The following is a 13,380-nucleotide window of genomic DNA, read 5'->3' as shown; positions in this document are numbered from 1 at the left end:
TGAGGTGGTAAAATGACGATTGTACGACTAGGATATGTTGCGATGAGTATGGAACTGAAAAATGCTTCTCCATCCAAAACAATGACGTTTGCTCAGTTCCAAAAGATCGGGGATCGTGAGGCGGCGATTCGCAAATTGGAAAGGATCGCGCTGGCTAATCTTGAAAATACACATAGATTGCTGAAACATAATGTATTTAATGGAATTCATTTTTATCGCTTAACCTCTCGACTGATTCCATTGGCGAACCATGTAGAACTTCCTAATTGGGGTTATATGGAGCCGTTAAAAAAGAAATTGGCGGAAATTGGGGAGTTTGTTAGAAAACATCAGCTAAGAATTGATTTTCATCCCGATCATTTTGTTGTGCTGAATTCCTTAAGAAAAGAGGTATTGGAGAATTCATTAAAAACCTTAACTATGCATTATTTATTGTTAAAGGGAATGAACATTGATTCTACTCATCGTTGTGTGCTCCATGTCGGTGGCAACTATAAAGAAACAGAAAAGTCTTTGGACCGATTTGTTGCAAATTGGGTGGATGTCCCAAAGCACATTCAACAGATGATCATGCTCGAAAATGATGATACTTCATTTACACTGGATGATACGCTTTATGTATGTGAAAAGTTAGGAATTCCGCTTGTATTTGATTTTCATCATCATCTGGCTCACCATCATCATGAAAAGTGGGAAGATAATTGGGACCGTGTAGTAGCAACATGGAAGGACTCGCCCCTCCCAATCAAAATGCATATCTCTAGTCCAAAAAGTGAGGACGCATTCCGTCACCATTCAGATTATGTGGATGTGGACATGTTTTTCAGTTTTTTAAAGGAAATCAAAGGTTCGGTTCCTCAAATCGATTGTATGATTGAGGCGAAAAAGAAGGATGAAGCTCTTTTTAACGTTATTAAAGAGGTTAAAAATAGGGACGATGTTGAGATGATTGATGGGTCGTCGTTTTATTTGAAGTAATAGTATAAAGTGATTTTTATAAAAAGCAGGACTCGATGTTATCGGGAATCCTGCTTTTGCATTTTAGATTTTTTAGTGATGGCTGCTTGTGCACCACATAATTCAAACACAATTCTGGGTTGTTTCTTCCAAGAGACAAACATGAAATTTTCGTGCAAAGGCACCACACACTAATGACTGAACACAGGCTACGTCTTTTAAATCTTTCTAAATTTCATTGAAACTTTTCCGGAAATCTCTCGACTGTACGTTGCTTACAAGATAGAAACATAGTGTTAGGTACCTGTTCGTGGCACTATTCAGTGAATACAACACAACTGTATAATAATACAAAATGAATAAATACCAACGCCATTTTTCTTTATTTTTGTATAATTACTCGAATGCATGAATTGTTCGTCTTTGTGTCTGACACAGGTACCTCTTTCTTTGTTGGATTTCAAAACCTTGACAGAAGGGTGAAAAAGGGAGTAAACTTCTTTTACTGCAAAAAAAAGTTATTGTGAAGTAACATTTTTTTGGGATTTAATACTAATAATCTAAATTAATATAAATAAATATTTTAATTCAAATAAATAAAAGGTTGGTGCAAAAATGAAAAATCTAATTAGTAAAAAAGATAATCTTTTTAACAACTTTTTAGGGATATATTTATTTGCTGTTTTCATGTTATGGATTAAAACATATATCACTCAAACATCACAATTTGAACTAGGTGTAGAAGGACCTCTTCAACAATTCCTTTTACTATTAAATCCACTAGGTTCAGCATTGTTATTTCTAGGATTGTCATTTTTATTTAAAGGGAAGAAAAAATATACATCACTAGTTGTAGTTTACACGCTTATCTCTATTCTTTTATATGCCAATGTTGTTTATTACCGATTTTTTAGTGATTTCATTACATTACCCACGCTTTTCCAAACGCAGAACTTTGGAGATTTAGGTGGTAGTATTCTTACTTTAATTAAACCTTTTGATATCTTGTTCTTTGTGGATGTATTTGTCATGTTTTACCTACGATTCTCAAGAAAAATACAAAAAGAAACAAATCGTTTTGGATATAAAAAAGCAATAGCAATTATTGCTTTTGCATTAGTAGTATCAATCATAAACTTGGGACTAGCTGAAATAAGTCGTCCACAACTATTAACTCGGGGTTTTGATAGAAACTACATTGTGAAATACCTAGGAATGTATAACTATTCGATTTATGACTCAGTAGAAACTATGGCAGCATCATCACAGAGAGCGTTGGCGGATAGTAGTGATATTACAGAAGTGATTAACTATACACAATCTAACTACGCAAAACCTACTGCAAAATATTTTGGTGCAGCAAAAGGAATGAACGTTATCTATTTACATTTAGAATCATTCCAAAACTTTCTTATCAATTACAAATTAAATGGTGAAGAAGTTACACCATTTTTAAATTCATTAACAAAAGATGAAAATACAATGTATTTCGATAATTTCTTTCATCAAACAGGTCAAGGTAAGACCTCCGATGCAGAATTTATGCTGGAAAATTCGATATTTGGGTTACCACAAGGGTCTGCTTTTATTACAAAAGCACAAAATACGTACCAAGCAGCTCCTAGTATCTTAAAAGATTATGGTTACACATCAGCTGTATTCCACGGTAATAACGGGAGTTTCTGGAATCGAAATGTAATGTACAAATCATTTGGATTCGATAACTTCTTTGATGCTAGTTATTATGACACGAGTTCTTCAAATGACATGGCTGAATATGGTTTGTTAGATAAACCATTCTATGAACAATCAGAAAGCCTTCTAAGTTCGTTACCACAACCTTTTTATACGAAATTTATTACGGTAGGAAACCACTTTCCATATAATCTTAATCAAGACTTAGTAACAATTGATAAAGCCAATACTGGAGATGTAAGTGTTGATGATTATTTCCAAACAGCGCGTTATACAGATGAAGCAATCAAACAAGTCTTCAATCAATTAAAAGAATTAGGCTTATATGATAATACGATGATTGTTCTTTATGGTGACCATTATGGTATTTCAGATAATCATAAAAGAGCGATGGGACAAGTCGTGGGAAAAGAAATTACACCATATGAAAGTGCTAATTTACAACGCGTACCGTTAATCATACATGTTCCAGGAATGCAAGGAGGAACCAACCATACTTATGGTGGCCAAACAGACCTTCTTCCAACGTTATTACATTTACTAGGAATTGATACGAAAAACTTTATCCAATTTGGTTCAGATTTATTATCAGAAGAGCATAATGAAATTGTTCCATTTAGAAATGGCGATTTTGTCAGTCCTACGATTAATTCCATTAATGAAAAATTTTATGATAATAAAACAGGTTTACCACTTGATGATAGTCAATTAGAGTTTGCAAATACGATCAAAAAAGAAGTGGAATACAAATTGAAACTTTCTGATAAAGTTGTAAGTGGAGACTTATTGAGATTCTATACGCCAACTGGGTATACACCAGTTGATTCTTCTCAGTTTAATTACAATAAAGATGCGAATGTGCAATCTAACTAATGGTTGAAATTTAGTCGTCAGTTCAAGAGGATGTGTTTGATATCAAAGAGTTTATGATCCGATTGCTTTATGATTTCTGACCGTTATCTTGAATTGTAATAAATGTACCTGACACTGCTACTGAGTCTAAGTTCGCGACGTCCTACCGCATCAAAGAGGGATATAGTTCCATCCTTCTCCACTGGAGGACCAACATCTTGTTGGCAAAAGCGGCTGAAGCCATGCCAGAGGAACGCATCCGCCTGGAACAGATATCAAGGAGTTCCAAATAAAAAACGAGTATGTGAGCAACTATTGCTCACATACTCGTTTTGATATCCCTTTAGAATTGTTTCAGAGCTCACACTCAAATGGTGCGGGAGATTTTTTACGTTATACTATCGTCGATCTTTGTTTTTTCTTCGAATCCCTAATTGTAAATGACAACAGAAGTCCGAAAAAGGCAATGTATCCTGCCACATGGAAGGCTACATTGACACCATGGATGGCACCTGAAACCGACTCGTCACCTGCCGCCGCTGTAACCGTGATGGCGACAAGAACAGCAGTACCAACTGCACCAGAAATCTGACGGAACGTGTTGTTCATGGCTGTTCCGTGAGCAATTAGGTGATTTGGCAACTGATTTAACCCAAGCGTTGTAGATGGCATCATGACCATGGCGATGCCCAACATCCGAACCGCATTCAAGACTGCTAAATACGTGAAAGTGGTTTCTTGGGAAAGATTTGCAAACATGAACGTTGTCACTGTAAGGATGACAAATCCAGTGCGCAACAGCCATTTTGCTCCAAATTTATCGAACAGTGTTCCTGTCACTGGGTTCATGATGCCCATTACGATGGCGCCTGGCAAGAGCATTAGACCGGAATGAAAGGCGTTGAATCCAAGTAGGTTCTGCATGAAGATTGGTAAAATCACGGTTGTTGCAATCATGGAGGCGAATACAATCATCCCGAGTCCAGTGGCCAACGTGAACACCAAATATTTAAACACCCGAAATTCGAGGATAGGCTCTTTTAACTTCAATTGTCGCTGGATGAATAGAAAGAGCGAAATAGCTCCGACTATAATGGATATGCCAACGTTTACATGAAGCCACCCCGTGTTACCGGCAATACTGAAGCCGTAAAGGAGTCCGCCAAAACCAAGTGTAGAAAGGACAATGGACCAGTAATCCATCTTTGGATTGGTTAGTTCCGTAACGTTTTTCAGAAAAAAGAAGGCTGCAATGATAATCACGAAAGCAATTGGTAGGACAACATAAAAGACGCTTTTCCATGCGAAGTGATCCACAAGGTATCCTGATAGGCTTGGTCCGATTGCTGGTCCAAATGCAATGACAAGACCATACATACCCATCGCTTTTCCTCGTTGTTCAATGGGGAAGAGGAGGAACATAATCGTTTGCAAAAGTGGCATCATAATCCCCGCACCTGCTCCTTGAAAAACCCGTCCAAATAACAAGAAGACAAAGTTAGGAGAAACTGCAGCAATTAATGTACCAAAGGCGAATATGCTCATCGCAGTAATGAATAATTTCCTTGTTGTAAATTTTCCAATTAAAAATGCTGTGATTGGGATCATAATCCCGTTGACGAGCATGAAAATCGACTGTAGCCACTGAACTGTACTTTCTGTAACTTGGAGATCCTTCATAATTGGCGGCAGGGCTGTTGCAAGAAGGGTTTGATTTAATATTGTAATAAATGCACCTGATAATAAAACGGCCATTAGTGGTATATTCTTTTTGAATTCAAACGTTTGCGTATTTACCATTAGCTGTTAACCACCTCAAATAAATTACTTGGTCCCCGAACAATTCAGAGTTTAATTTGAAACTAACATCTCTTCCTTGTTAGTGGTTTTACTATTAGGCCAAAAATTTATTGTCTAATTAAGTATAGGTTATTCAAATACATAAAATGTATACTAAAGATGAAGCAATAGTCGGTATGGTTGTTCGTCTATCGCATAACGGCATAACGAAAAAATGCTACCTGTGCACGAAGCTTTTCAGAAAATACAACACAATCGGATAAAAATAAGCGTGGTATGAGAAAGATCATATACAGAGTGTATATTTATTCTGATAGTTGAATTGTCATCATTGTGTGGTACCTTTCTTAGTGATGCGAAAAGGCTCCAACTCAATTTAGAATTGTTTTGGAACCCTTTTTTGTTTTTTAGTGAATTGTTTTGAAAATTAAGTTAAGATGAGGGGTATAGCTAGTTTTATACTGGGAGGTCGAAATTACAATGAGTATATTTCCAAAAGATGCAATGCGTGTGCTAAAAGAGACGAGTCGTACATTTTATATTCCGATTACTTTTTTGCAAAAGGAGTTAAAGGATGCGGTTGCATCTGCTTATTTAATATTTCGGGCAATTGATGAAATTGAAGATCATGAACAATTGGACAATGATGTAAAATACACGATTTTAATGCAAATAAGCGAATTATTTAAACAACCATTTGATAACGAAGCGTATTTAAGAATTCTTGGACGAACAAAAGATCAACTGCCTGAGGTTACACTTCGTTTAGGAGATTGGCTGCAAGTTTGTCCGAAAAATGCCCTACCGATCGTGACGAGCGCTGTTCGTGAAATGGCATTTGGTATGGCAAAATGGGCAAAAGCAAGCTGGGAAATCCGCACACGTGAAGATTTGGATGACTATACGTATTACGTTGCCGGACTTGTTGGCGTCATGCTTTCGGACCTGTGGGAGTATCATGGCGAAGAAAAAACTGATCGGGAACTTGCCATCGGTTATGGGAGAGGGCTTCAGGCAGTAAACATTTTGCGCAATGAGAAGGAAGATTTGGAAGAACGTGGTATAAGTTTTCTGCCTGATGGTTGGAATCGTGAAGAGCTATTCGAATATGCAGATGAAAACCTGGCAAAAGCAGATGAATATATGAAGTCACTCAATAAGAAAACCATTTTATTATTCTGCCGTTTGCCGCTTGCCCTGGCTCACAAATCGTTAAAAGCGATGAAAGAGGGGCGCGAAAAAATGACACGTGCAGAAGTAGAACAAACAGTGGCAGAAGTTCGACTCCATTAATTTCAGGTGTAGAGGACTCTAAGATAGTAAAGGCAGGTGCTGGAGTTGACTAATTCAATCGAGCAAAGAAAATCAGATCATATTCAAATTACGCTAAACGAAAAAGTTACGGGGGAGTCGATTTCCACAGGATTGGAGTCGTTTGCGTTCATCCATAATGCGCTCCCCGAAATTGCCTTTGATGAAATCACTATTGAAACCACATTCCTTGGTTTTGAATGCAAAACGCCGTTCCTTATCAGTTCCATGACAGGTGGGACAGCCTTTGCTGAGACAATTAACAGGAATCTGGCAATAGCAGCAGAGGAAAGGGGTTGGGCGCTTGGACTCGGATCTACCCGTGCGCTGCTCGACAGCGGCGGACATGCCTCCTCTTTTTTGATGAGAAAGTACGCACCGAGTGTCCCAATCATTGCAAATTTGGGCGCTGTTCAGCTCAATTACGGATACGGTGTCGAGGAATGCAGGAAGATTATCGGGATAACCGAGGCAGATATGCTTGTCCTTCATTTGAACAGTATCCAGGAAGTGATTCAGGAAAAGGGAGATACGAATTTTAAAGGGTTATTACAGAAGATTGAACAACTGTGTAGTACGCTGGAGGTTCCGGTTGGCGTCAAGGAAGTTGGATGGGGTATCGATGGTCAGATTGCCCAACAGTTAATTGAGGCTGGTGTTGCGTTTATAGATGTCGCCGGAGCGGGAGGCACTTCCTGGAGCCAGGTGGAAAAGTTCCGTGCCCAAGACCCAATCCGACGTATTGCCGCTGAAGCATTTAGCGAATGGGGAATACCGACGGCGGAATCCATCAGGTTGGTTCGCGAAAAGATTGGGTCCCTCCGTCCGCTGATTGCCAGTGGTGGGATGCGGACGGGGCTGGATGGTGCTAAGACCATTGCATTGGGTGCCGACCTAGTCGGATTCGGGCGATCCATTCTGAAAGAAGCGACCCAAAGCCCAGAAGATGTCCTTGAAGTGATGCAAATTCGGGAAATGGAACTTCGGATGTCGATGTTCGGAATCGGGGCGCAGACGATACAGGAATTGAAGGATACTTCGCGCTTGAAGGAACGATGATTACAGACTTTTTTGAAACGTGTATTGATGCACCTGCCTCACATGATACGGCAGAACAAGTTCTAACTACAAACCAAGCTGATGACCCTACAATCAAGTGGTCATTAACTTGGTTATTTTTTTGTCGTGGTAGTGATGAGAAGACAACAATAATTCATGCCAATGCTAACTTTTTTGTATGTCCTGAAGCGCTGTCTCAATTGTGGGAAACCCAAACTGAAACCCTTCCTTTTCCAGCCTCTCCGGAACAACCCAACGGCTTTTTAAAATCAATTCTGTTTCGGTTCGCATAAAGACCGCACCCATTTCTAGCATCCATTTCGGTGACGGCAAGCCCATCTTTCGGTCCATCGATTGGCGCAGTTGTGTCATGAATTCCCGATTCGTAATGGGGTGGGGGGCTGAACAATTGAATACGCCATTCAACTGTTTATTGTCCTGAAGGAACAGAATAATTCGGAATACATCTTCTATATGAACCCAGCTGAACATTTGGTTACCGGAACCTTGGACTCCGCCAAGTCCGAAGCGTACGAGATTACGGTAGGGCTCCATCACTCCGCCATCCTTACCGAGTACGATAGCTATTCGTAAAGCGACTGTCCTTGTCTGAGGAAGGTCGAACGTAAATAGAGATTTCTCCCATGCTTTAGCTACATCAACGGAGAAACCAGTTCCAATCTCACCAGTTGCTTCTGTCATAGGACGATCTTGCGCATGTCGATAAATCGTAGCGGTACTTGAATTAATCCATAAAGAGGGTGGGTTTTTACAGGCAAGCAGTGCACGCCCTAAGATGTGAGTCGTCTCTGTTCTGGAATGTAGGATTTCTTGCTTATTCTTCTCGTTGTAGCGACAGTTGACGGACTTACCCGCAAGATTGATGAGCAATTCTGCGTTTTCCAAAGCCTGAACAATTCCTGTCTTATCTGTCCAAGAAAGATGTTGTGACTGCCTTGAGATAATAATGACTTCGTATCCTAAGTTCGTAAATTTCTCCTCAAAATAGTGACCGATAAAGCCTGTTCCACCCGCAATGACGATCTTCTTTTTCATATCATTCACTCGCTTCTATAAGTTCTTACAAATAGGACGACAGTTAGCCTGCTTAAGATGCAAAGGATACTAGCATTTTGTGTCGTGCCTTGTTACTTTCATCTTCTACAAGGTAACAAAGACAAAGATTATAATTTCTAGCTATAGATTTCTAAATGGAAGGATTTATAGAATGAAAAGACTGTTAGAGCAGAAATAATGAAAAGAACTATCCAGAAGTTTTTCGACTTATGGATTGCTCTTTTTTCACGCTGTTATTTTCATATACCAAGCAGGCCTAAAACCTGTACTTTTGTTCTCATTTTTATAACGTCAACAGAAACATCACATTAGCTCATTCAAGTACGCTTCTTTTTTCTCCGCCCAATCCATAATCGCTTTGAATACTTCTATAAATTCATAGCCGGGGGGAGTCAGTTCGTATTCTACTTTTTTTGGTGCATCTGCAATGACATGCTTCCTCAGTAGACCTTCTTGTTCCAAATCCTTCAACCTCTCTGATAACAGCCTGTCCGAAATTCCGTCAATAGCATTCAGCAATTCGTGGTAGCGTTTTGGCCCCTCGAATAACTGATAAATAATGATCCCCGTCCATCGTTTCCCTATAAATTCAATTGCGAGCCGGTAAGCATTGCACGAAGATTCACTGCTTGGCGCATGTTCTTTTGCATTCTTGTTCATTCGGCAAAACCTCTTTTCTCACTTTTCTTCATCATACCATATCACAAAACACTTGACATTTTGCACTTACTAAAAGTATGCTGGAAATGTACTTACTAAAAATTAGTTCAAATAATAGGGGGAATTTAAATGACTAATACGATTTCTACAGTAATTCGAGAACGGCGTTCGGTAAGGAAATACGATCCAAACTATAAAATTAACAAAGAAGAGATACTAGAAATGTTGGAGGCAGCCACACAAGCGCCTTCTACAAGCAATTTGCAGCCTTGGGAATTTATCGTTTTCTTAGATGCCGAAGAGAGAAAAGATTTACGTGCGATTGCGTACAATCAGGAGCAGATTGAAACGGCTTCAGCTGTCATTGCGGTATTAGGAGACAAAGAATTTCATGAAAATATCGAGCTGGTATATGACAGCATGTCTGAGGCAGGGTATATAGATGACGCTAGTAAAGAAGTAATCGTCGGCAATGCTAAAAAAGCCTATCCTTATGCACCTGAGGAGGCACGAAAGAACTTAGCAACTTTCGATTCTGGGCTGGCCGCGATGCAATTTATGCTAATCGCTAAGGAACGGGGTTATGCTACTGGACCAATGGGTGGGTTCGACAAAGTCAAGTTCGCAGAGCGCTTCAAATTATCTGACCGCTTTTTCCCGATTGTTCTAATTACAATAGGCAAAGAAAACGCTCCAGCTCATCAGACAACACGCATCGCGATTGAGGATAAAGTAACGTTCATTTAACACTACTTATGAGTGCCAGGCTCCGGCGATTGCATTGCAATAGAACCTGGCACTTTCATGAAAAAGCACAAAGCAGCAGAAATTGTATCTTCGGCTGCTCACACTGTATTGAAACGAATCTCCTCTCTATTCCACAAATCAAAATCCCTTTTACCTCCTAAATAATGAAAGGCGTATAGATCATGATATGTCCTATCATGCCCACAACCACTTAAAACGCAGTCAAATTCGATTTGGTCACATGTTCATTTTTAGTAAGGAAAGGCGGACTACTCACCGCTGCCTGGATTTTGTTGGTAGAAAGGTTGTGGCCGATAAAGTTCTTCAGTTCCCTGTACTTTTCTATCCATGTTTTAATTTGAAATATATTTTGTTTCAGATTTAGACATAGCTGGATTGGGAAAGCTGATTAAATTCACATGATCCTTTCAATACAGGGAAGGGTTTAAGATTTCAGTCGACAATCGGAATGCGGTCATCCTTGCGTATTAAACTGACAGATGAAGGGATGGAGTATAAATGACGAACAATTTTTCGAAACTAGAGGACATTAAAAATGCGCTGAATGCCAAGTTCTTTGAGCGCGAAAATGTGGTGGAAGCAATCTTGATCGCGATTTTATCACGACAACACTTGCTTATGATTGGTCCGGCTGGTACTGCGAAATCCGCAATATCAGTAGAAATGGCGAATATTGTAGAAGGCACACAATACTTTCAATGGCTGCTGACAAGGTTTAGTACACCTGAAGAGATATTCGGTCCATTATCACTGAAAGACCTTGAACAAGGTGTGTACAAGCGCAATACGGCTTCAAAAATGCCAGAGGCAAATTTGGTATTTCTTGATGAAATCTTTAAAGCGAACAGCGCCATATTAAACAGTTTACTCACCCTCATTAATGAAAGGCTATTTTATAATAACGGGTCACCAGTGCGAGTCCCCTTAATATCTGTTATAGGTGCATCTAATGAATATCCCGAGGAAGGGGAAGGGCTTGAAGCACTATTTGACCGTTTCCTTTTGCGATTTGAAATGGACTATATTGCAGATGAAACGAATTTTGTTTCGATGATGAAAGATGCTGGGCAATATGAGCAGATGCCATCTATGACGATGGATGAATTGGTGCAACTTCAGTTTTTCACGGACATGGTAGCCATTCCTGATGAAGTATACGAGACCTTATCGAAGATACGTAAAGAGTTGCGGGATGAAGGAATTCGCCCGTCAGATCGACGGTTCAAGCAGTCATTAAACGTCCTGCGGGCAAAAGCGTTGATAAATCAAAGGCAAGTCGTAAAGGTAGATGATATTGTCTTCCTTGAAAATGCTCTTTGGGAAACCGTGGACCAAAAAGATGCAGCGGCTTTCATTATTCGTAGCCATGCACAAGATGTTGTGACTAGGGCTCTCGATTCCATGCAAATTGAAGCAAAGGAAGTGTTCCATTCCATTCTGCAGGATAACTCGACAGATGCTGCAATGGAAGCTTCTCAAAAACTGAAAGCTTTAGTGGCTGATTTGAATCAGCTTAAAATACACAACCAAAGTCGAGAAACAGATATTGACGCCTTACTTCATAAAGTGAATTCCATGCATCAAGAAATTCTTGACAGTATTTTAGAGCCGATGGATTTTGATGCTCCACATGGAAAGAAGACCATTGAGAGTGAGTCTTACGGCATCTTTTTTAAAATGTGAAAGAGGGTGTGCTTCGTGAAGAGAAGTAAATTTCACAATGATAATCGCTCTGTATTAAATACGGATGCGTTTGATAAAAGACGTTTCAAAGAAATTTTTGAGATGTCAAAGGGGCTTCAGAAGATAAGAGCCGAAGGTGTATTACCAGCATTTGAACCCTTGCTGGCTGATATTTGGGCATCCTTATTTAAGATGAAACCTGAAATTAAGGCAGTCGGCGTAGACAGCGATCTTATTATTAATAAATTAATAATGGAAAGAATTATGGCGGATGAATCCTTTGAAAACTATCGAAGCTTCACACGTTTGGATGATGTGTCGTCAGCTATTGGCACAATGAAATTCGGAGAGAGTACGAACAAATGGTTAGCTGACCAAAAAGCGCAAGATGAGGACCTTCACAAACTAATGCTGGAAATCCATGCAATGTTAGAGGATCTTCAACAGCAGGAATGGCAAGAGGGGGCTGGAAAAGGCAATCAGAGGCTAGAAGAAACGCTTACACAAGCGATGGCCAAATTGAATGAGAAATTGCAACAGGCACTTCGAAAAAATAGCCAAAGCTTTTCACAAGCAATGGCTCAAGCTATGCAAGAAACAAAACAGGTGAAAGAGGGTCTAAGATCGTTACTTGGTGGCTCAACTGCAGGGCGGGGTGATGCAGATTTGAAAAAAGTTCCTTTACGTGACCAACTAGCAATAGCTGAAAAAATATCTACTGATAAAAAGATGAAGGAAATAGCAGATTGGGCGGGTCGGTTCAAACAGATAGCCCGTAAAAAGCAGAAATCCAAACATAGTGAATCTATGGAAAGAAAGGGAGTTACGTTAGGGAATGATATGGAGAGGCTACTACCGATGGAATTGGCCTTATACATGCACCCCATAACGAAAAACGATTTCCTTCGTCGCTTTGTGGAAGGCCAGACTATGCAATTTAAACAGAAAGGACCCGAGGTATTAGAGAAAGGTCCAATCGTATTTTGTCTAGATCAGTCAGGCAGTATGAGCAAACTGGATACCCAATCCAAAGGTTTTACATTAGCCCTTATGTCAATTGCAAGAAAGCAACGAAGGGATTTTTGCTTAATCGTATTCTCGACTAGAACACAAATCTATCAATATAAAAATGGGAAAATGAAAGCTTCTGATATGGTTCGTTTGGCTCGAACCTTTTTAGGTGGTGGGACGAACTTTGCCCTTCCACTTGACGAAGCAATGAACATTATAAATGAAAGTCGTTTTAAACAAGCTGATGTCATTTTTGTGACAGATGGCGAGGACCAAGTAATGGATTCATTTCTTAAGGCTTTCAATAAGAAGAGGCAAGAGAAATCCTTCAATGTACTTTCTCTCGTAATCGGTTGCAGTACAAATACGGTTGAACAGTTTTCCGATAGAGTTGTACATGTTAAAGATTTTGATGACAATGGAAGCTTTAGCGCATTTGAAATATAACGACCTAATGACAGAAATAAGTCAAGTAGCCGGTTCCTAATATGGATTCGGCTTTTAAAT

Annotated in this window: 10 protein-coding genes; 7 read left to right on the top strand and 3 right to left on the bottom strand. The window is 39.5% G+C overall.

Annotation, left to right across the window (positions count from 1 at the left end):
• Positions 1 to 12: 12 nt before the first annotated feature.
• Positions 13 to 978: a UV DNA damage repair endonuclease UvsE gene (uvsE, locus tag R2B72_RS13055; protein WP_318617049.1), complete on the top strand. Its 966-nt coding sequence runs from the start codon at positions 13 to 15 to the stop codon at positions 976 to 978.
• A 594-nt stretch (positions 979 to 1,572) separates the two neighbouring features.
• Positions 1,573 to 3,525: an LTA synthase family protein gene (locus tag R2B72_RS13050; protein ID WP_318617048.1), complete on the top strand. Its 1,953-nt coding sequence runs from the start codon at positions 1,573 to 1,575 to the stop codon at positions 3,523 to 3,525.
• A gap of 372 nt (positions 3,526 to 3,897) precedes the next feature.
• On the opposite strand, the gene R2B72_RS13045 is transcribed toward R2B72_RS13050, so the two are convergent.
• Entirely contained in the window at positions 3,898 to 5,304 is a 1,407-nt protein-coding gene (locus R2B72_RS13045; protein ID WP_318617047.1) for an MDR family MFS transporter, read from the bottom strand.
• Positions 5,305 to 5,784: 480 nt separating this feature from the next.
• Between R2B72_RS13045 and R2B72_RS13040 the strand changes: the two genes are divergently transcribed.
• Both R2B72_RS13040 and fni read left to right on the top strand, forming a co-directional pair.
• Positions 5,785 to 6,597 (top strand): squalene/phytoene synthase family protein, encoded by an 813-nt coding sequence (locus tag R2B72_RS13040; RefSeq protein ID WP_318617046.1) that lies wholly within the window; start codon positions 5,785 to 5,787, stop codon positions 6,595 to 6,597.
• Between the two features lie 45 nt (positions 6,598 to 6,642).
• Entirely contained in the window at positions 6,643 to 7,674 is a 1,032-nt protein-coding gene (gene fni, locus R2B72_RS13035; RefSeq protein ID WP_318617045.1) for a type 2 isopentenyl-diphosphate Delta-isomerase, read from the top strand.
• Positions 7,675 to 7,839: 165 nt separating this feature from the next.
• Here fni and R2B72_RS13030 read toward each other — a convergent pair whose 3' ends face one another.
• A complete protein-coding gene (locus tag R2B72_RS13030) occupies positions 7,840 to 8,730 on the bottom strand; it encodes a TIGR01777 family oxidoreductase (protein ID WP_318617044.1) in 891 nt (296 codons plus the stop codon).
• 324 nt (positions 8,731 to 9,054) lie between these two features.
• Positions 9,055 to 9,411 (bottom strand): helix-turn-helix domain-containing protein, encoded by a 357-nt coding sequence (locus R2B72_RS13025; RefSeq protein ID WP_318617043.1) that lies wholly within the window; start codon positions 9,409 to 9,411, stop codon positions 9,055 to 9,057.
• Positions 9,412 to 9,540: 129 nt separating this feature from the next.
• Here R2B72_RS13025 and R2B72_RS13020 point away from each other — a divergent pair, with 129 nt between their 5' ends.
• The 3 genes from R2B72_RS13020 (at position 9,541) to R2B72_RS13010 (ending at position 13,320) form a co-directional block, all read left to right on the top strand.
• On the top strand, positions 9,541 to 10,158 hold the full coding sequence (locus tag R2B72_RS13020) for a nitroreductase family protein (RefSeq protein WP_318617042.1): 618 nt from the start codon (positions 9,541 to 9,543) through the stop codon (positions 10,156 to 10,158).
• Between the two features lie 519 nt (positions 10,159 to 10,677).
• Entirely contained in the window at positions 10,678 to 11,862 is a 1,185-nt protein-coding gene (locus R2B72_RS13015) for an AAA family ATPase (RefSeq protein ID WP_318617041.1), read from the top strand.
• Between the two features lie 15 nt (positions 11,863 to 11,877).
• Positions 11,878 to 13,320: a VWA domain-containing protein gene (locus tag R2B72_RS13010; protein WP_318617040.1), complete on the top strand. Its 1,443-nt coding sequence runs from the start codon at positions 11,878 to 11,880 to the stop codon at positions 13,318 to 13,320.
• Positions 13,321 to 13,380: the final 60 nt, after the last annotated feature.

The sequence above is a fragment of the Sporosarcina sp. YIM B06819 genome (genome assembly GCF_033485175.1).
Classification (GTDB): domain Bacteria; phylum Bacillota; class Bacilli; order Bacillales_A; family Planococcaceae; genus Sporosarcina.
Note: the sequence above shows the minus strand (reverse complement) of the source record. Positions and strands in the feature narration are given on the sequence as shown.

Coding starts and splice junctions, on each gene's coding strand:
- uvsE (WP_318617049.1), top strand. CDS start 13: ATGACGATTGTACGACTAGGATATGTTGCGATGAGTATGGAACTGAAA.
- R2B72_RS13050 (WP_318617048.1), top strand. CDS start 1,573: ATGAAAAATCTAATTAGTAAAAAAGATAATCTTTTTAACAACTTTTTA.
- R2B72_RS13045 (WP_318617047.1), bottom strand. CDS start 5,304: ATGGTAAATACGCAAACGTTTGAATTCAAAAAGAATATACCACTAATG.
- R2B72_RS13040 (WP_318617046.1), top strand. CDS start 5,785: ATGAGTATATTTCCAAAAGATGCAATGCGTGTGCTAAAAGAGACGAGT.
- R2B72_RS13030 (WP_318617044.1), bottom strand. CDS start 8,730: ATGAAAAAGAAGATCGTCATTGCGGGTGGAACAGGCTTTATCGGTCAC.
- R2B72_RS13025 (WP_318617043.1), bottom strand. CDS start 9,411: ATGAACAAGAATGCAAAAGAACATGCGCCAAGCAGTGAATCTTCGTGC.
- R2B72_RS13020 (WP_318617042.1), top strand. CDS start 9,541: ATGACTAATACGATTTCTACAGTAATTCGAGAACGGCGTTCGGTAAGG.
- R2B72_RS13015 (WP_318617041.1), top strand. CDS start 10,678: ATGACGAACAATTTTTCGAAACTAGAGGACATTAAAAATGCGCTGAAT.